The sequence below is a fragment of the Chitinimonas sp. BJYL2 genome (assembly GCF_027257935.1).
Classification (GTDB): domain Bacteria; phylum Pseudomonadota; class Gammaproteobacteria; order Burkholderiales; family Chitinimonadaceae; genus Chitinimonas.
The window spans coordinates 150,002-169,565 of sequence record NZ_JANZKW010000002.1 but is presented as its reverse complement, the minus strand read 5'-3'; the positions used below and the strand labels follow the sequence as shown (position 1 = coordinate 169,565).

Sequence of the window (19,564 nt, the reverse complement as noted above, 5' to 3'; positions counted from 1 at the left end):
ATCATGGGTAACAGCATTTACGGCATTGCGGTTTCGGGACTGAAGGCAGCACAGATCGGTCTCAATACCACCAGCCACAACATCGCCAACGCCAGCACGCCTGGCTACAACCGCCAGACCATCACCCAGAGCGCCGTGGAGCCCACCCCGACGGGTGGTGGCTTCCTGGGGCGCGGCGTTGAAGTCGATACTATCCAGCGGATCTACAACGAGTTCATTGGCCGCCAAGTGCAACTGGCGCAGACGCAGGAAGGCTACCTGAGCAACCTCAAGTCGCACCTGGACGATCTGGACAACCTGCTGGCGGACCCCAGTGCCGGTTTCTCGCCCTCACTGCAGGACTTCTTTACTGGGATCCAGACGGTTGCGAACAACCCGCAAAGCGTACCGGCACGCCAATCCCTGCTTGGCTTGGCTGAGGCCATGATCCAGAAGCTCAATACGGTGAATGGCCGTATGCAGACGCTCCGTGAGGATGTGAATACCGAGATCAAGGCAACCGTAGACAGCATCAATTCGATTACCGGCCAACTGGCCAACCTGAATGACCAGATCATTCTGGCCAAGGGCGCTGGCGGCGGTAATCCGCCCAACGATCTGCTCGACCAGCGTGATCAGCTGGTCAAGGAACTCAACAAATATGTGAAGTCCACGGTCATCAAGCAATCTGATGGCAGCTACAACATCTTTATCGGTAACGGCCAGAATCTGGTCGTGGGCAACCAGGCTTTCACGCTTGGCGCCGTGCAGGCCGCGGATGATCCCTCCCGCTTCGATGTGGCGTATCAGCAGTATGGCGTCACCGCGATCATTCCAAGCAGCATGATTACCGGGGGCTCGCTGGGTGGTGTGCTGGAGTTCCGCAAGGAAGTGCTGGATGTGGCCCAGAATTCTCTGGGTCGGGTAGCCGTTGCACTGGCACAGGCAGTGAATGTGCAGCACCGGAGTGGCCAAGACCTGAACGGTCAGTATGGCGGCAACTTCTTCCAGTTCTATGCCGAACGCGTCAACGCCCAACATGATCTGGGCGGTGCTGGCGGCCCATCGCTGACCGCAGAACTGACCTCGGCTCTGCCCTTCGTGGAGAGTGATTACAACGTCGCACTGGACGCCACCGGAACCAACTACACCATCACCCGGCTGACCGATGGCCAGACCGCCTCGGTTACCCTGGCGAGCGGCGCGATGACATCGCTGACCGGCTTTTCGGCCTTTGGTGTGCGCTTTCAGTTGTCCGCTGACCTGGTAGCAGGACGCAACCATGGCGTCAGCTTTCTGCCCGCCGCATCGAACGTGATTGCCAACGACAACAATACGGGCACCGCAGACCTGCAGGTCTCGATTTACGATCCCAGCAAGCTGACAACCAGCGATTACGAATTCATTTATGACCAGCCCGACTACCGCGTGGTGCGCAAGGAAGATGGCGCGGTTTTCAATATCACGGCCAATGAGTGGGCCAATCCGCCGGTTCAGATCGACGGGATGCAGTTTCGCATCAATACGGGCACGCCGAATCCGGGCGACCGCTTCACCGTGCAGCCAACACGAGGATTTGCCGACAATCTGACCGTGATGGTGAAGGATACTGCCAAGGTGGCAGCCGCCACCCCCATCCGTACCTCTTCAGACACAGTCAGCATTGCCAGTTCGGCCGATACCGCCAATACCGGCACCGGTACCATCACCAGCATCACTGCCTCAATGCAGGCACAGGGTGGTGCGGCCACCAAAAAGATCGAGATCGTCTTTACCGGCGCGGCCAGCTACGACATCCGCGATGCCGCGACCGGCGCAACCCTGGCGGCGAACCAGGCGTATGTGGCAGGCAACAACATCACTTATAACGGCTGGACCGTTCAGATTGCGGGCGCACCGGCCGCGGGCGACCGGTTCCTGATTGACCCGCGCCGTAACAACGGCACGGCAACGGTCTCTGCAGGTGCGGTCAGTACCGTGCCGATCGACCTTGCCCTGAAGACGCCGGTTGCCGTGCGCTTCAACAACCCGGCCACAACCTACGATCTGATCGATCCAGCCACCGGCACGGTGCTCAATGATCCGATCACGGCGGCCCCGATGTCGAATCAGCCTTACACCTCCGGTTCCAACATCACCTTCAACGGCTGGACCATCCAGGTGAGCGGGCTGCCGGCAGCGGGCGACACTTTCCTGATCGAGGGCAATAGCGGCGGCAAGGCCGATGCACGCAACATGCTGGCGATAGGTGTATTGCAAACCGCCAACAAGCTTGCCAACGGCACAACCAGCTTTCAGGGCGCTTACAGCAAACTGGTATCGGATGTTGGCGTTCGCGCCAATCAGGTCAAGATCAACCAGGCTGCTCAAGCCTCGCTGCTGCAACAGACCGAGACCAAGATGGCCGATGTATCCGGTGTGAATCTGGATGAAGAGGCTGCCAATTTGTTGGTGTACCAACAAGCGTATCTGGCTGCCAGCCGAACCATCCAGGTTGCCCAGCGGGCATTCGACGAAGTGTTGAATATCGGCCGCTAAGCCGACAGCTAGTCAGAGCAGGAGTCCAAATCATGCGCGTCGCTACCGCTTCCATCTACAACCAGGGCGTGTTCAACCTGAACAATCGCCAGGTTGATCTGTTCAAGCTGCAGAACCAGCTCTCGACTGGCCGAGCCATTCTCACCCCATCGGATGACCCGGTGGCTTCCGCGCGTTCGCTCGATCTGCAGCAGTCGGTCAGCCTGAATGGGCAGTACATCGAGAACAATAAATACGCCAACGACACGCTGGCGCTCACCGAGGCCAATCTCCAGAGCGTGGTGTCCACCATTCAGGATATCCAGCAACTGGCCGTTCAGGCAGGTAACCCGGCGCTGACCAATGCGGAAAAGCGGATGATCGATGCCGATATTCGCGGCAAATATCAACAGCTTCTGGGCATTGCCAACACGACCGACGGCAATGGGCTTTACATCTTTTCCGGTTACAAGGGCGATACCAAACCCTTCAACGAACTGGCCTTTGGCAATATCCGTTACGACGGCGATCAGGGTGCGCGCGCCGTGCAGATTTCACCGTCAAGGCAGATTCCGGTCTCGAACTCCGGTACGGATGTTTTCGTCAATATCAAGACCGGTAATGGTACGTTCGAATCCAATCTGGGCCGGCCCAACCTGCCACGTACCGTCACGCTGGCCGATAGCGGCCCGATCCAGTTCTCGCGCGACCCGGCCGGTGGCTATGTCGAATCGGACTACCGGGTAGACTGGGATGGCGCCAACTACACCATCACACGTATCAGCGATGGTGCAACCAGTGTGCAAACACCGGCAGCATTGCTTGGTGGGGTCAATGCCCTTGGCATGGTGATTCAGGCGCAGGGTGTGCCGTCCACCGTCGTGCCCGCCACGGCGACGTTCGACGGCAAGAACACCAGCAACGGTGGAACCGGAGTCATCAGCCCGGGCGTGGTGAGCGATCCGCTCAAGTGGGTGAACACCAACAACAACGAGCGCTATCGCATCCAGTTCCACGTCGTACCCGACCCGGCCAGCCCGACCAAAACGCTGACCAGCTACGACATCATCGACAACCAGCCCATCCTGCCGGATGGGGTGACAGCGAACCCCAACTACAACCGTTCGCTGATCGATGGCTACAACTACACGACCGGCCTGCCGGCAGGCGGGCGCACTGACAATATTGGCGCAGGCCGCCCCAACGCCTTCCCGCGCGCCTACACGGCGGGTTCTGAAATCGTGTTTGCACAATTGGCGGGCGAAACGGGGCTCTACGCGGGCTGGGATTTCGGCGCGAAGATTTCGGTGACGGGTGTGCCCAAGGATGGCGATGCGTTCAGCATTGAGCCAAGCGTGGACAAGGACGTGTTCAGCACCCTCGGCGACTTCAGTACCGCACTGACTGACTACGTGAATAACGATATCGGTGGTGCGTTGTTCCAGAATCGCCTGAACGTGGCATTGTCGAATCTCGACAACGTCCTGAGCCGGGTCTTGACGGTGCAGGCCAGCGTCGGGTCGCGTCAGAAGGAGGGCGAGTCAACGCAGAACACCAATGAAGATCTGAATGTGCAGTTCAAGGCGACCATCTCCAGCCTGATCGATCTGGACTACACCAAGGCGATCAGTGACTTCACGCAGACGCAGACCTACCTGGATGCGGCACGGCAGTCATTCTCGAAGACGCAGAACCTGTCGCTGTTCCAATACATCGGCGGCTAAAGCTGTCGCCAATTTCTGACACCTTGCGGCCTGGCGGCAGGCTGCCAGGCCGCTCACATCGAATGCACTGCTAACCTGCGCGCCTGGTTTTACCGGGCGCGCGGCATTTTCGCGTCCACTGCAGCCAGTCCGCCATGGCTTACCCACCTTGTTCGCGGACCGATTCAATCCAATCCATCCGATGGGACCCCTGCATGATCCGATCTACAAAGGTGATATCCACACTTTTCTTGTCGTGCCTGATGGCCGCCTGTGGTGGCGGTAGCGATGCCGGCAGTACCACCCCACCAGCGACAAGCATCACTGTCAGTACCAGTGCCGCCACGGGCGGCACCATCTCGCCCGCTGCCGCCACGGTCAGCAGCGGGGGCGTCGCCAGCTTCACCATTACACCGTCAAGCGGCCAGGTGATTGCCAGTCTGAGTGGCTGCAATGGCACGCTCAGTGGCAACACCTACACAACGGGCGTCATCACCGCTTCCTGCACGGTCAGCGTCAGTTTTATGGCCGAACTGCAAACGCCCGTGGCGCCAATGGCAGCAGGTGAAAGCACCAGTTACGCGTTGAAGTCCGATGGCAGCCTGTGGCTTGCTGGGCAAAACAGCCAAGGGCAACTTGGCTTGGGTGATATCAACAACCGCCGATTGTTTGAATCGCCGATGCTTGGCGTCAAGGGCGTATCGGGCGGAGGTAGCCATACGTTGATCCTCAAGCAGGATGGCAGCGTCTGGAGTGCCGGCCGCAACAATGAGGGCCAGCTAGGTAGCGGCAATACCAGCAGCCGCACTCAGTTTGGCGCCGTGTTGAGCAACGTGAAAGTCGTAGTGGCGGCACAGAACTACTCGCTGGCGCTCAAGCAGGATGGCAGCCTGTGGGCGGCGGGATACAACGCCACGGGTGTGCTTGGCGCGGAGTACCGACACCAGTTCACATCCATTCTGGAGGGCGTCAAGCAGGTGGCGGCGGGCGACAGTCATATCGCGGTCATCAAACATGACAACTCTCTCTGGGTAGCCGGACGTAACGCGAGCGGCCAACTGGGAACCGGTGATAACAACGCGCGCAGCCAGTTTGTACAGGTAATGGCCGGGGTCGCCGCGGTAGCAACAGGTGGTCGCCATACCCTGGTACTCAAGCATGACGGTACGGTCTGGGCGAGCGGCGAGGGCACTTATGGACAGCTAGGTAATGGCGGCATCAGCCAGACCAGCTTTACACAAGTTGCCAGTAATGGTTGGGCAGTGGCCGCTGGAGGCAGCCATTCGGCCCTTCTCAAGCGCGATGGCACGGTCTGGACCACGGGTAGCAATGCTTACGGGCAACTGGGCCAGGGGATGCTGGGAGCGCAGATGCAGTTCAGCCAGACGCTGACCGGCGTTGCTGCATTGGCAGCGGGGCTGAATCACACGCTTGCCCTGAAGACGGATGGCAGTCTGTGGGCGAGCGGCAGCAATCTTGCCGGCGAGCTTGGTAATGGCAGCTTTGCCATCGCCATCAGCCCCTTCGTACAAGTGCTGAGCGGGGTTGGCCTGCCTGCCAGCCTGTGACAGTGCGTCGGGTGGGCAAGCGCAGCATGCCCACCCGATCTTAGAAGTGGACCTTGACGGCTTCGTCACCCAACCAGCCGCGCAACTCGGCTAGCAACTCATCACGCAGGGTCACACCCCAATCCTGTCCCAGTTGAACGGCGCAGGCAGCCCGTTCATTGCGGTACTCGATGCGCACCGGGCAATCGCCACCGGCAAAGGGTTGCACCAGTTTACGCAGTCGGCCGATATCGGCATTGCCATTGATACCCAGCGAGAGCGCCTTGGCGAATCGGCTCCGCGCCTCCGCCAAGTCCAGAATCCGCTCGGCAACAATCCGCAAACCGCCCGCACCGCTGTAGCTGTCTTCACTCACTTTGGCTTCGATGACCAGCAGCGCATCATCCTTTAGCTTATGACGGGCGGCGTCGAAGACTTCGCTGTACACCATCACTTCACGCTTACCCGTCGCGTCGTCCAGGGTGATGAACGCCATCTTGCCGCGCTGACCGATCTTGGTGCGGACCTCAAGCGCCACGCCGGTAATCCACACCGGACCGTCACGACGCGGTATCAGGCGTGCGAGTTCTGTTTTGGCAAACGGTCTTACGTACTTGGCTTGTGCGGTGAACGGGTGGCCCGAGAGGTAAAAGCCGATCGCTGTTTTTTCCTCAGCCAGTTTTACCGACTCATCCCAGGGTTGCACCGCCACCAGTTGCATCTGGTGCTCGGGTTCGGGTTCAAACGCATCGAACAGTCCGCCCTGATTGATATTGGCGGCCTTCTGCTCAGCCGCCTCCAAGGCCAGTCCTACGCTGGCGAGCAGGGCGGCGCGGTCTGCATGAATGGCATCGAATGCCCCACCACGAATCAGCGCTTCAATGACGCGGCGGTTGACCAATCGCTTGTCGGTGCGATTACAAAAGTCGAACAAGTCGGTAAACGGCCCACCTTGCTCGCGCACGGCCACAATATGCTCTACCGCAGCCTCGCCGGTTCCCTTGATGGCGCCCAAGGCATAGCGGATTTCCTTGGCATTGACCGGCACAAAGCGGTAGTAGCCATGGTTCACATCAGGCGGCAGGAACTTCAGGCCGTTCAGCAGGCAGTCGTCGAAGAACACCTTGAGCTGATCGGTGTTATCCAGTTCGGTCGACATGGTGGCTGCCATATAGGCCGCGCAGTGATGGGCCTTGAGCCAGGCCGTGTGATAGGCCACCAGCGCATAGGCCGCAGCGTGCGACTTGTTGAAGCCGTAGCCCGCAAACTTCTCCATGTAGTCGAAGATTTCGTTGGCCTTGGCGGCTTCGATGCCGTTCTTGGCCGCCCCCTCCACGAACATGGCCCGTTGGGCCACCATTTCCTCGACCTTCTTCTTGCCCATGGCCCGGCGCAGCAAGTCGGCGCCGCCGAGACTGTAGCCGGCGCAAACCTGGGCAGCCTGCATCACCTGTTCCTGGTACACCATGATGCCGTAAGTCGGTTCGAGCACCGGTTCCAGCAGTGGGTGCAGGTACTCGAAACGTTCGCCGTGCATGCGGCGGGTGAAGTCGGGGATCAGGTCCATCGGACCCGGACGGTACAACGCCACGAAGGCGATGATTTCCTCGAACTTGCTGGGTTTGGCCTCGACCAGCATCTTCTTCATGCCGGACGATTCAAACTGGAACACCGCGGTGGTATTGCCGTTGGCAAAGACCTTGTACGCCTTGGCGTCGTCCAGCGGCAGCTTGGCCACTTCAATGGGCTGACCGGTCAGTTTTTCGATGTACTGCTCGGCCAAGGTAATGATGGTGAGGTTACGCAGGCCCAGGAAGTCGAACTTCACCAGGCCGATCTGCTCGACGTCGTCCTTGTCGTATTGCGAGACGGGCGAGGCGTCCTCGCCGCTGGCAATGTAGAGCGGGCAGAAATCAGTGAGCTTACCCGGCGCAATCAGCACCCCCCCGGCGTGCATGCCGATGCCGCGCGTCAGGTCTTCGAGCTTTTCGGCCAACTCCAGTAACTCGCCCGCGTCCTCCGCATCGATCAGTTCCTTGATCTGCGGCTCCATCTCGATGGCAGTGGACAGTGAGACAGGCTTGTTGGCCTCAAGCGGAATCAGCTTGGACAGCCGGTCGCACAGGCCGAATGGCAGATCGAGCACGCGGCCCACGTCACGCACCACAGCCTTGGACGACAATGTACCGAAGGTGGCGATCTGGCTCACGGCTTCCCAGCCATATTTCTGGCGCACGTACTCAATCACACGCCAGCGGTTTTCCTGGCAGAAGTCGATATCGAAGTCGGGCATCGATACCCGCTCAGGGTTGAGGAAGCGCTCGAACAGCAGGGCGTACTTGAGCGGGTCCAGATCGGTAATCTTGAGCGCGTACGCCACCAGAGAGCCCGCACCCGAACCTCGGCCGGGGCCGACGGGGCAGCCGTTGGCCTTACCCCAGTTGATGAAGTCGGCCACGATCAGAAAGTAGCCGGGGAAACCCATGTCCTTGATGGTCTTGCACTCGAACGCCAGGCGCGCGTCGTACTCGGGTCGGCGCGCTTCACGCTCGACAGGATCGGGATACAGGTACTCAAGCCGCTCGTTGAGGCCACGCTGCGCCTCGAATACCAGGAAGTCGTCGAGCGACATGCCATCGGGCGTGGGGAACAATGGCAGGTAGTTCTTGCCCAGCGTCACGTTCAGATTGCAGCGACGGGCAATGCCTACCGTATTGGCTAACGCCTCCGGCACATCGGCAAACAGTTCGGCCATCTCGTCAGGCGACTTGAAATACTGCTGCTCGGTGTAGTGACGCGGCCGGCGCCTGTCGGCCAGCACATAGCCTTCGGCAATGCACACGCGCGCCTCGTGGGCTTTGAAGTCGTCAGCATCCAGAAACTGGATCGGGTGCGTGGCCACCACCGGCAAATCGAGCCCAGATGCAATATCCAGCGCGCCTTGTACGGCGATCTCGCACTTGCTGTCGCCGGTGCGCTGTAGCTCCAGATAGAACGCATCGGGGAACAAACCGGACCACCAGCGCGCCAGATCGAGCGCCACCTCGGCATTGCCATTGAGGATGGCCTGACCAATATCGCCCAGATGCGCGCCGGACAGCGCAATCAGATCGGCATTGCTGCCGATTTCCAGCCATTCGCGCTTGAGTTCGGCGCGGCCACGATACTGGTTGTGGCGATAGGCATCCGTAATCAGCTCACAAAGCCGGCCATAACCCTCGCGATTCTTTGCCAGCAGCAGGGCGCGGAAGGGTTTGTCACGGTCATCGGGATTTTCAATCCACACATCCACACCGGCAATGGGCTTGATGCCGCTACCGCGTGCTGTTTTGTAATGCTTGACCATGCCGAACAGGTTCATCAAGTCAGTCAGGGCCAATGCAGGCATGCCGTGTTGCTTGGCGCGCTGCACGGCATCATCGATACGGACGATACCGTCGGTGACGGAATATTCGGAATGGAGGCGAAGATGAATGAAGGCGGGGGATTGCATGGCCCAATTCTACCGCGACCGCGGTCTGATCCGGAGTCTCAAGGGGAGACCCCTATCGACAATATCTACCCGGATACTCTACAAATAGAAGAACTGGCGTATCAGCAGCCAAACATGAAAAGCTGAGCGCTGAGGGGAGGTTCAGGACAGGCTGCCCGGATACTCCCTGCTTTGATCGGCTACCCACGCCAAAAGCGATTGGGTAAGCCATGCAGCCAGATAAGAACCGGATCGGGCGATGATGAAAACATGGATCATGTTGCTGGCCTTGGCTGTCTGGCCAATGGCAGGGCAGGCGAGGGATATCCTGCTGGCGACGACCGAGTGGCCGCCGTATACCTCTCAGGCCCTGCCTGGACGAGGCGCAAACACAGAAGTGGTCCGGGCGGCGCTGGCAGCGGCGGGCTGGAGATTGCAGGTCCAGGTCTTGCCCTGGAGCCGTACCGTCAGAACCGGGATGCGCGAGCCCGGCTTTTCAGGCTACTTCCCGGAATACGACTCGCCCGAGGTGCGCAAACGCTGTCGCCTGTCTCAGCCTATTGGCAGCGGGCCCTTGGGAGTTGCCTATCAACGCAGCAAACCATTCGAGTGGGCAACCATTGCCGACTTACAGGGCATCCGCCTTGGCGTCGTGCAGGACTATGTCAATACACCGGATTTGGACGCTGCAATCAGCAGCGGTAAACAACCAGTAGATCGCGCGCTGGATGACGCCCAGAATCTGCTCAAACTAGCCGGCAATCGCATTGATGCCGCCGTGATAGATCGCCGTGTTTTCGAGTTCCTGATGCAAACCGAGCCGCGATTGCGCCCGGTAGCCGGCAAGCTGGCATTCCATGATCGTCTGCTTGGCGAAAAGCTGCTTTATGTGTGTTTTCGACCCGATCCTTCAACCGAGCCCGTTGCGCGTCGCTTTGACGAATCCATGCGGCGGCTGGACGCTAATGCCATCATGCAGCGCTATCAAACCAACGTGATCGTCCGGTAATCCGGCTACACTCAGGCTGTAGGGCGGCGGACAAAGCCTGATTGATGACACGGCGTCACCTCCGCGACCAGAACCTGGCTCACGGCCGCGCCAGCAGGGCCTGAATGCGCCCAGCGGATCATGCACGCCACTTGTTCGTCATCGCCCTCAATGTGCGCTTCGACCGAGCCATCCAGCCGATTCCTTACCCAACCAGACAGCCCTATCCGTGCGGCCATGGTCTCCATCGCGTTGCGATAGCCCACGCCCTGAACTCGCCCCTCGATACGCAAGAGGCGACTGGTCATGATGCGACTTGCTGACCCAGGCGGGCGCGCAGCAGCATCTCAGCCTCGCCAAGCGAAGGCGCGACACGGTGGCCAAAAGCCAGAAGCTCCGCGCTGGGCGGTTTCATGTCGGGAATCTGGATCGGCGTCATGCCTGCCGCCAGTGCTGCGCGGACGCCCGGCTCGGAGTCTTCGAGTACCAGACAGTCCTGTGGGCGCACACCCAGCCCGGCAGCAGCTTTAAGGTAAATATCCGGCGCGGGCTTGGGATGTTCAATATCACTGCCGGTCACCACCAGAGGAAAAAACTCGATCAAGCCGGTATTGGCGAGCTTCTGGTCAGCGCGATCACGCCGGGTCGAGGTCGCCACAGCGCGCGGCATCCCGATGTCACGCAGCCAGCGCAACAAGGACACGATGCCTGGCTTAAGGGGCAAACCGGCCATGACGCGCTCGTGATAGTGCGCATCGCAGGTATTGAGAATGGCCATGGTGTCGAGATCGGGCCGCCGCTCTCTGAGAATGGCGTAGCACAGTTTCTCATGCATGCCGACCATGGCATGGAGCAGATCATCTTCCAGCGTGATCTGGTGATCGCGTGCCGCGTCGCGCCAACTCTCCATGACGGCTCGCTCGCTGTCGATCATCAAGCCATCCATATCGAACAGCACGGCGGCGGGGGTGAAATCCAGCGGGGTCATGGCGACTTTCGTTGAGGCGCCCACTCATGGGCAAGAAGGCTGTAGCAGTCCAGATCATGAAACTGCCCCTGCCAATAGCCTTGCTGGCGATGACGTCCTTCCAGCACGAAACCCAGGCGGCCGACCAGACGCGAGGACGCCAGATTGTCAGGGTGAATTTCAGCCTGTATCCGGTTCAGGCGCATGACCTCGAAACCGTAAGCCAGCAAAGCATGCAAAGCCTCTTGCATATAGCCCTGGCCCCAGTAGGCACGGCCTAGCTCGTAACCCAGCACGCAGTTGCGCCAAGCACGGTTCCACTTGAACAGCCCAGCCGTGCCAAGCAAGGTACCGCTGAAGCGATCCTCGATCGCCCAGCGGGTACCGGGATTAGGCGATTGCCGCCAAGATGCAAACATCTCGATCAGCTGCGCTGCCTGCTCACGCTCCGTGATGGGCTCTGCGCCAAACCAACGCATTGCCTCGGTATCACGGTGGATGGCAAACAAGGCATCGGTATCGGCCAGCGTGAGTTCACGCAGCAGCAGGCGGTCGGTATGAAGCACAGGGAACGTCATGAGCCAACCGCCTTAGCCGAATCAGCTGACACGCATGCCCGGTTGGGCACCGCTATCAGGGCTGAGCAGATAGATGCCCGGCTCGCTGCCGCTGGCGGCAAGCACCATGCCTTCAGACAGGCCGAACTTCATCTTGCGCGGTGCCAAGTTGGCCACCATCACCGTAAGACGGCCGACAAGGTCTTCGGGCTTGTAAGCCGACTTGATGCCGGAGAACACATTGCGCTGATGGTCGCCCAGGTCCAGCGTCAGTTGCAGCAGCTTTTCAGCGCCTTCGACGTGCTTGCAGTCGATGATCTTGGCGATACGCAGGTCGATCTTAGCGAAGTCGTCGATATTGATCGTCGGGGCAATCGCTTCGATGGCGGGCTGGGCAGCAGCGGCTGGTGCAGCGGCTGCGGCGGTCTGGGCTTTGTTGTTTTCCACGAGGGTTTCTACCTGTTTCGGGTCGATGCGGGTCATCAGGTGGTTGTAGGGCTGGATGGCGTGGTCGAGCAGCAGTGTCTGCGCATCGGACCATTGCAGCGGGGCAATGTTGAGCCAGGCTTCCACGCTGGCCGTGAGCTTGGGCAGCACGGGCTTGAGGTAGAGCGTGAGCAGGCGGAACAGATTGATCAGCAGCGTGCACACGCCGTGCAGCTCGGCCTCGCGACCTTCCTGCTTGGCCATTTCCCAAGGCTTTTGCTGATCGACGTACTGGTTGATCTCGTCAGTCAGTGCCATCAGTTCGCGCACGGCGCGGCTGTATTCGCGCGCCTCGAACGATTCGGCAATCGACTCAGACGCGGCTTGCAGCTTGCCGATCAGTTCATTGTCGGGCAAGGCGGCGGCCAGCTTGCCGTCAAAACGCTTGGTGATGAAGCCGGCTGCGCGGCTGGCGATATTGACGTACTTGCCGATCAGATCGCTGTTCACGCGCGAGACGAAGTCTTCCAGATTCAGGTCGGCGTCTTCGATCTTGCTATTGAGCTTTGCGGCGTAGTAATAGCGCAGCCACTCGGGGTTCAGGCCAGCATCCAGGTATTCACGCGCCGTAATGCCGGTGCCGCGCGACTTGCTCATCTTCTGGCCGTTTACGGTCAGAAAGCCATGCACGTTTACAGCCGTGGGCGTGCGGTAGCCGCTGTACTGCAGCATCGCGGGCCAGAACAGCGCGTGGAAGTAGAGGATGTCCTTGCCGATGAAGTGATACAGCTCGGCCGTGGAATCCTTGTTCCAGAACGCGCCGAAGTCCTCGCCGATACGGTCGAACAGGTTCTTGCTCGAACCCATGTAACCGACCGGTGCATCCAGCCACACATAGAAGTACTTGCCCGGCGCATCGGGAATCTCGAAGCCGAAATAGGGCGCATCGCGGCTGATGTCCCAATCCTGCAGGCCGGATTCGAACCACTCGGCCATCTTGTTGGCGGCTTCAGGCTGCAGGCGGCCGGATTCGCGCGTCCATTGCTTGAGGAACTCTTCGCAATCGCCGAGTTTGAAGAAGAAGTGCTCGGACTCGCGGATTTCCGGTGTGGCGCCAGACACGGCCGAGTAGGGGTTCTTCAGCTCGGTGGGGGCGTAGGTGGCGCCGCAGACTTCGCAGTTGTCGCCGTATTGGTCTTTGGCGCCGCACTTGGGGCATTCGCCCTTCACGAAGCGATCCGGCAGGAACATCTGCTTTTGCGGGTCGTACAGCTGGCTGATCACGCGGCTGGTGATCTTGCCGTCGGCTTTGAGCTTGGCGTAGATGTCATAGGCCAGCACACGCGTTTCTTCAGAATCGGTGCTGTAGAAGTTATCGAAGCCGATATGGAAACCGTCGAAATCGGCCTGCTGCACATCGTGCATGCGCTCGACCAGCTCCTTGGGCGTGATGCCCTGCTTCTCGGCGCTGATCATGATCGGCGAGCCATGGGTATCAGTGGCGCAGCAGTAGTAGCAGGTGTGGCCACGCATTTTCTGGAAACGTGCCCAGATATCGGTCTGCACATACTCGACCATATGACCCAGATGCAGTGCAGCGTTGGCATAGGGCAGGGCGGAAGTCACCAGGATTTTGCGTTGGGTCACGGGAATGCTCGCGGTTTGTTGCAATGCGGAAGCTGGGGATTATAGCCCAAGGGTCTGGCTCACCGGCGGGCCTGCGTGTTCAGGGCGACCGCAGCGCAGCATCGCGCTAAAATGTCGCCCTTTGCTCGCCATCCCTGAGCACGCCCTACGAGTGTTGACATGCCTATCCAGACCGTCGATTACAGCGCCCACGACGCGCCTCAACGTTTTGTCCAGTCGCTGCGCGATACCGGCTTTGCCGTGCTGCGCAACCATCCGCTGCCGCAGGCGTTGATCGAGCGCATCTATGCGCGCTGGCTCGACTTTTTCAATGGCGACGACAAAGCGCCATACCGCTTCGACCCCAAGACCCAGGCCGGCTGGTTTCCACCCGATGTGTCTGAAACCGCCAAGGGTCACGCGCTCAAAGACTTGAAGGAGTACTACCACGTCTACACTTGGGGCCCGATTCCGGAGTCGCTCAAGGAAGACGCGCTGGCCTATCACGCCGAAGCCAGCCACTTTGCGGCCACGCTGCTGAGCTGGATTGAAGCCGCCTTGCCGGCAGAGATTGCTGCCAAGCTGTCGCAGCCGCTGTCCACCATGATTACCGACAGCCCGTTCACGCTCCTGCGCGTGCTGCGTTACCCCCCCCTGACGGGCGACGAGCCCGCAGGCGCCTTGCGTGCCGCTGCGCATGAAGACATCAACCTGATTACCGTACTGCCCGCCGCCACTGGCCCCGGCCTGGAAGTGAAACCGCGCGGTGGCGACTGGACGCCGGTGCCTTTCGAGAGTGGTGCGCTCGTCATCAATGTGGGCGACATGCTGCAAGAGGCCACAGGCGGTTATCTGCCGTCCACGCCGCATCGCGTACTGAACCCGGTAGGCGAGTTTGCCAGCCAATCGCGCATCTCGCTGCCGCTGTTCCTGCACCCGCGTGGCGAGGTGGTGCTGTCGGAACGGCACACGGCCAACAGTTATCTGGAAGAGCGCCTGCGCGAGCTGGGCGTGAAGAAGTAACACCTTTTAGGAGCGGCTTCAGCCGCGAAGTTCCGCCGCGAAACAAGGGCAGTCGCGGCTGAAGCCGCTCCTGCAGCACAGGAAATGACCCCGAATGGCAACCGAAGCCGATCTGCTGAACCGACTCAAAACCTGTATCGATGCCGATACTGGCGTCGATTACGTCAGCCTCAAGGCGGTACGCGATCTGCGTATCGATGGCAGCACCGTGACGCTCACTATCGCGCTGCCTTACCCTGCGCAAAGCCGCCACGCAGCAATTGCGGCCGATATTGAAGCCGCCTTGCTGGCCGAGGCGGGCGTGAGCCGCGTCGTCATCCAGGTTGAAACGCGTATCGAGGCGCATACCGCTCAGCGCGGGCTGACGCCGATGCCCAATGTAAAGAACGTGATTGCCGTGGCTAGCGGTAAGGGCGGCGTCGGAAAATCGACCACCTCGGTGAATCTGGCGCTGGCGCTGGCGGCCGAAGGGGCGCGTGTCGGGATTCTGGATGCCGATATTTACGGCCCCTCGCAACCGCTGATGCTGGGCCTGCAAGGCCAGAAGCCCGAATCGCCCGATGGTAAGTCGATCACCCCCTTGCAGGCGCATGGCTTGCAGGTCATGTCGATCGGCTTCCTGATCGATGCCGAGCAACCCATGGTCTGGCGCGGCCCGATGGTGACGCAGGCGCTGATGCAGCTGCTCAACGATACGCGCTGGGACAATCTGGATTACCTGGTCATCGACCTGCCGCCGGGCACGGGCGATATCCAGCTCACGCTGAGCCAGCGCGTGCCGGTGACCGGCGCGGTCATTGTCACCACGCCGCAGGATATTGCGCTGCTGGATGCACGCAAGGGTCTCAAAATGTTCGAGAAGGTTGGCGTGCCCGTCATCGGCATCGTCGAGAACATGGCCATGCATGTGTGTTCGAACTGCGGCCATGTCGAGCCGATTTTCGGCGAGGGCGGCGGCGCACAGATGGCCAGCGATTACGGCGTGCAGCTGATTGGCCAGTTGCCGCTCGATATGTCCATCCGCCTGTCGATCGATGAAGGCAAGCCCACGGTGGCGGCCGAGCCCGATAGCCAGGTGGCCGCGCTGTACAAGGCCATTGCCCGCAAGGTCGCCGTCCAGATCGGTCGCAAGGCCAAGGATTTTTCGGCTAAGCTGCCGAAGATTGTCGTCCAGAACACTTGAGCAGGATGCAGCCCGGGTTTCGACCCGGCATCCTCCATCATCCCGTCGGGTTGTGACCCGACCTAGAGGAACCGTCGTATGAGCATCAAATCCGATCGCTGGATTCGTCGCATGGTTGAGCAACACGGCATGATCGAGCCCTTCGAACCGGGCCAGGTCAAGCAGGATGCCCAAGGCGAGCGCATCGTCTCCTTTGGCACATCAAGCTATGGTTACGATATCCGCTGTGCCGATGAATTCAAGCTGTTCACCAATATCAACTCCACCGTGGTGGACCCGAAGAACTTCGACCAGAACAGCTTTGTCGATGTCTCGGGCAAGGGCTACTGCATCATTCCGCCGAACTCGTTCGCACTGGCCCGCACGGTGGAATACTTCCGTATCCCGCGTAATGTGCTCACCGTGTGTCTGGGCAAATCCACTTATGCGCGCTGCGGCATTATCGTGAACGTGACGCCGTTCGAGCCCGAGTGGGAAGGCTATGTGACGCTGGAGTTCAGCAACACCACGCCGCTGCCTGCCAAGATCTATGCTGGCGAAGGCTGCGCTCAGGTGCTGTTCTTTGAAGCGGACGCAGACGATATCTGCGAAACGTCTTACAAGGATCGTGGCGGCAAGTATCAAGGTCAGGTTGGCGTGACGTTGCCCAAGACCTGATAGCAAAAATACTATTGCCATAGTCGGCCAATACTATTGGACACCCAAGGCGCGGGATCACTAGAGTCTCGCGCCTTACGCATCAACCAACCGGAGAATCGACATGTCCGTACTCGTGAACAAGCAGGCTCCCGACTTCACCGCCGCCGCCGTACTCGGCAATGGCGAGATCAACGAAAACTACACGCTGAGCGCCGCCATCAAGGGCAAGTACGCTGCCGTGTTTTTCTACCCGCTGGACTTCACCTTTGTGTGCCCATCGGAACTGATCGCCTTTGACCACCGTCTGGCCGAGTTCAAGGCCCGCAACGTGGAAGTGATCGGCGTGTCGATCGACAGCCAGTTCACCCACAGCGCATGGCGTAACACCGCCGTGGACAAGGGCGGTATTGGCCAGGTTGGTTACACCCTGGTTGCCGACATCAAGCACGAAATCTGCAAGGCTTACGATGTGGAGCACGCTGATGGCGTGGCTCTGCGCGGCACCTTCCTGATCGACAAGAACGGCGTGGTGCAACACCAGGTCGTCAACAACCTGCCGCTCGGCCGCGACATCGACGAACTGCTGCGCGTGATCGACGCCCTGCAATTCACCGAAGAGCACGGCGAAGTCTGCCCGGCTGGCTGGACCAAGGGTAAGGCCGGCATGAAGGCCGACGCCGCTGGCGTGGCCAAGTACCTGGCCGAGAACGCTGGCGCGCTGTAATTCGCCACGTTGCCGCACCAAACAAAATGCCTCGCAATGCGAGGCGTTTTGTTTTGGGATGCACTTTTGTGTATCAGTGGTGGCGCATCAGCGATGGCGGATCAGAGGTGGCGATTGACCACGTCGGCCAGCACGGTGAGTTTGCCGTGAAAAAAATGTCCCGCACCGGGAATCACCACAATGGGCAGGCTCTGTGGCCGCGCCCAGTCGAATGCCGCGCCCAGCGGTGCAACATCGTCTTCCTCGCCGTGGATCACCAGCGTGTCGGCCGGCACCGCGGGGAATGCCCACTTGTTGGTTGCCGGGGCTACCAGTATCAGTCTGGCAAGTGCGCCAGCACCCAGCCGCTCGGCCAGTTGCGATTGCACATAAGTACCGAACGAAAAGCCCGCCAACGCCACAAGCAATCCGGGGTGTGAAGCCTGCGCATGGGCCAGTACGGTCGCCATGTCATCAACTTCGGCCTTGCCGTGATCATGCTCCCCCTCACTCTTGCCGACACCGCGCAGATTGGGGCAGTACACCACCCAGCCACGGCGTGAAAACACCTTGGCGACGGTCTGCACCACCTTGTTGGTGTTGGTGCCGCCCTGGGTCGGGTTCGGATGCGCCACCAAGGCAATGCCGACGGGGGCTTCATCCAGTGCGCTGTCCAGAAACAGCGTATCCAATTGGCCAACCGGCCCGGCAATCATCAAGGGTTGAAACTGCGGTGACTTCATCGCTTACACCTTGAGACGTTCAACCACTTTGCCCTTGAGCAGATGCTCCTGGATGATTTCCTCGACGTCTTCCTTGTCCACATACTGGTACCAGACATTGTCGGGGTACACGACCAGTACCGGGCCGAGTGCGCAGCGATCCAGGCAACCGGCCTTGTTGGTGCGTACCTTACCTTCACCAGCCAGGCCAAGCTCCTTCACCCGCTGCTTGGCGTAGGCGTGCATCTCGCTAGCGCCCAGATCGTTGCAGCAGCTCTCGCCATTGGGGCGCTGGTTGGTACAGAAAAACACGTGATGCTTGTAGAAGCTCATGGTGGCAGTCTCAGTGACGGGTCTCGGTCGTGGCCAGTTCTGTAGGCAACGGGAAGTAGGGCAGATCGTCCTTGATGGTTGGCAGCACGTCCGTCAGCACGCGGATATCGTCCTGCTGACACTCCTGCAGCAAGCTGACCATCATGTGCTGCACGGCATCCACGCGATCCAGCGGCCCCAGCGGCCAGACAAAGCCCGCCCAGTTTTCGCCATTGGTGGCGGCGCCCAGCGTCACGCGCAACTCACCATTTTCGTGACAGGACAGCACGGCAACCGGCTTCTCGCCCCCTTCACGCAACTTGCGCAGGGTGTTGCTCGCATAAACCTGGAAACGGATTTCCTGCTGCGCCACGCGGCCATCATCCAGCCCGGCCAACCAGTTTTGCGGCACGCGAGGCAGGGGGAACAGGGTCATGGCATCGTGCTTGAACTGCTCGCCGAAAAGCTTGCTGAGCGCCAAGGTCCAGGCAGCGGGCGGAGCGTTAAGCTGGATGACCGGCTCGGCATCGGCCGGCTGGTAAGCGACCCCGACCAGATAGCGGAGGTAGACGCCATCCCCTTCCACCACAATCGGGGTGGGCTTGAAATCGTAGGGCAGACCATCCGCTGCAGTGGTAAGCGTATCGCGCCAATGTGCCAGCAGGCTCACGCCGGCACCCAACAACTGATCGCGGTCCACAAGGCGATTGAGCAGATGTACATCAGCGTGCTTGGCCACGATACCGTGGGTGCGCAGCAGTTCAAGTACGGCATCGGCGTCGGGCAGCCGGCCTTCAATCATGTGTTTGCCACGAACACCGGCCACCATGACCAGCGGCACCAGGAAAGGAACGGCATAGCCAGTGCCGGGCTTGGCCGGGCGGCTCAGTAATGTGCGCAGACGCTCGTTGAGCAGGCGCAAAACGGCCGCACTGGGCGCCGTTGCCGTGGCTTCGGCCAAGGCCGCATCACCGTTGCTGGCCAGCAAGCGCGCAATCTCCTGATCCAGCGCAGACTCGGCCGCTACCAGTTTGCCCAGATCACGCTCGGTGAGCAGGGCTTGAGCCAGCGCATGAAGCGGCTGCGTGGGGCCGCTGGCGGGACGGCGGGGATCGGGCAGGGCAGGGAGTGCAGACATGGAAACGGCCGGGTGAATTTCAGGAAGCCCTGATTATACGTGCAGGAAGCGCGATCACCCCA

Annotated in this window: 16 protein-coding genes; 8 read left to right on the top strand and 8 right to left on the bottom strand. The window is 60.2% G+C overall.

Annotated elements, in window-relative coordinates; genetic code table 11:
• Nucleotides 1-3: 3 nt before the first annotated feature.
• The 3 genes from flgK (at nt 4) to O9X62_RS06440 (ending at nt 5,767) form a co-directional block, all read left to right on the top strand.
• Nucleotides 4-2,517: a flagellar hook-associated protein FlgK gene (flgK, locus tag O9X62_RS06450; protein ID WP_269531976.1), complete on the top strand. Its 2,514-nt coding sequence runs from the start codon at nt 4-6 to the stop codon at nt 2,515-2,517.
• A 32-nt stretch (nt 2,518-2,549) separates the two neighbouring features.
• Nucleotides 2,550-4,220 carry a flagellar hook-associated protein FlgL gene (gene flgL / locus O9X62_RS06445; protein ID WP_269531975.1) on the top strand — a complete coding sequence of 557 codons (1,671 nt, stop codon included), beginning with the start codon at nt 2,550-2,552 and terminating at the stop codon, nt 4,218-4,220.
• Nucleotides 4,221-4,414: 194 nt separating this feature from the next.
• Nucleotides 4,415-5,767: a hypothetical protein gene (locus O9X62_RS06440; RefSeq protein WP_269531974.1), complete on the top strand. Its 1,353-nt coding sequence runs from the start codon at nt 4,415-4,417 to the stop codon at nt 5,765-5,767.
• Nucleotides 5,768-5,807: 40 nt separating this feature from the next.
• Here O9X62_RS06440 and dnaE read toward each other — a convergent pair whose 3' ends face one another.
• On the bottom strand, nt 5,808-9,239 hold the full coding sequence (gene dnaE, locus O9X62_RS06435; RefSeq protein ID WP_269531973.1) for a DNA polymerase III subunit alpha: 3,432 nt from the start codon (nt 9,237-9,239) through the stop codon (nt 5,808-5,810).
• Between the two features lie 238 nt (nt 9,240-9,477).
• Here dnaE and O9X62_RS06430 point away from each other — a divergent pair, with 238 nt between their 5' ends.
• The gene (locus O9X62_RS06430; RefSeq protein ID WP_269531972.1) at nt 9,478-10,227 is read left to right on the top strand and encodes an ABC transporter substrate-binding protein; all 750 of its coding nucleotides are present in this window, start codon (nt 9,478-9,480) and stop codon (nt 10,225-10,227) included.
• Nucleotides 10,228-10,238: 11 nt separating this feature from the next.
• On the opposite strand, the gene O9X62_RS06425 is transcribed toward O9X62_RS06430, so the two are convergent.
• The 4 genes from O9X62_RS06425 to metG are packed head-to-tail and all read right to left on the bottom strand — an operon-like array spanning nt 10,239 to nt 13,803.
• Complete coding sequence (locus O9X62_RS06425; RefSeq protein WP_269531971.1) at nt 10,239-10,514, bottom strand: acylphosphatase; 276 nt, start codon at nt 10,512-10,514, stop codon at nt 10,239-10,241.
• Nucleotides 10,511-11,194 carry an HAD family phosphatase gene (locus tag O9X62_RS06420; RefSeq protein ID WP_269531970.1) on the bottom strand — a complete coding sequence of 228 codons (684 nt, stop codon included), beginning with the start codon at nt 11,192-11,194 and terminating at the stop codon, nt 10,511-10,513. Before O9X62_RS06420 ends, O9X62_RS06425 begins: the two co-directional genes overlap by 4 nt.
• Nucleotides 11,191-11,751 carry a GNAT family N-acetyltransferase gene (locus O9X62_RS06415; protein WP_269531969.1) on the bottom strand — a complete coding sequence of 187 codons (561 nt, stop codon included), beginning with the start codon at nt 11,749-11,751 and terminating at the stop codon, nt 11,191-11,193. The genes O9X62_RS06420 and O9X62_RS06415 overlap by 4 nt, the downstream gene beginning before the upstream one ends.
• Before the next feature lie 21 nt (nt 11,752-11,772).
• Nucleotides 11,773-13,803, bottom strand: a complete 2,031-nt coding sequence (metG, locus tag O9X62_RS06410; protein WP_269531968.1) for a methionine--tRNA ligase — start codon at nt 13,801-13,803, stop codon at nt 11,773-11,775.
• A gap of 159 nt (nt 13,804-13,962) precedes the next feature.
• Here metG and O9X62_RS06405 point away from each other — a divergent pair, with 159 nt between their 5' ends.
• The 4 genes from O9X62_RS06405 (at nt 13,963) to O9X62_RS06390 (ending at nt 17,351) form a co-directional block, all read left to right on the top strand.
• The gene (locus O9X62_RS06405; RefSeq protein ID WP_269531967.1) at nt 13,963-14,805 is read left to right on the top strand and encodes an isopenicillin N synthase family oxygenase; all 843 of its coding nucleotides are present in this window, start codon (nt 13,963-13,965) and stop codon (nt 14,803-14,805) included.
• A gap of 94 nt (nt 14,806-14,899) precedes the next feature.
• Nucleotides 14,900-15,988, top strand: coding sequence for an iron-sulfur cluster carrier protein ApbC (gene apbC, locus O9X62_RS06400; RefSeq protein WP_269531966.1), 1,089 nt, complete (start codon nt 14,900-14,902; stop codon nt 15,986-15,988).
• 78 nt (nt 15,989-16,066) lie between these two features.
• On the top strand, nt 16,067-16,645 hold the full coding sequence (gene dcd, locus O9X62_RS06395; protein ID WP_269531965.1) for a dCTP deaminase: 579 nt from the start codon (nt 16,067-16,069) through the stop codon (nt 16,643-16,645).
• Between the two features lie 103 nt (nt 16,646-16,748).
• The gene (locus tag O9X62_RS06390) at nt 16,749-17,351 is read left to right on the top strand and encodes a peroxiredoxin (protein WP_269531964.1); all 603 of its coding nucleotides are present in this window, start codon (nt 16,749-16,751) and stop codon (nt 17,349-17,351) included.
• A 101-nt stretch (nt 17,352-17,452) separates the two neighbouring features.
• Here O9X62_RS06390 and O9X62_RS06385 read toward each other — a convergent pair whose 3' ends face one another.
• Genes O9X62_RS06385 through O9X62_RS06375 form a run of 3 tightly spaced genes read right to left on the bottom strand, consistent with a single transcriptional unit; the run spans nt 17,453 to nt 19,502 of the window.
• Complete coding sequence (locus O9X62_RS06385) at nt 17,453-18,073, bottom strand: alpha/beta hydrolase (RefSeq protein ID WP_269531963.1); 621 nt, start codon at nt 18,071-18,073, stop codon at nt 17,453-17,455.
• A 3-nt stretch (nt 18,074-18,076) separates the two neighbouring features.
• Complete coding sequence (locus tag O9X62_RS06380; RefSeq protein ID WP_269531962.1) at nt 18,077-18,385, bottom strand: ferredoxin; 309 nt, start codon at nt 18,383-18,385, stop codon at nt 18,077-18,079.
• Nucleotides 18,386-18,395: 10 nt separating this feature from the next.
• On the bottom strand, nt 18,396-19,502 hold the full coding sequence (locus tag O9X62_RS06375) for a hypothetical protein (RefSeq protein WP_269531961.1): 1,107 nt from the start codon (nt 19,500-19,502) through the stop codon (nt 18,396-18,398).
• Nucleotides 19,503-19,564 lie beyond the last annotated feature (62 nt).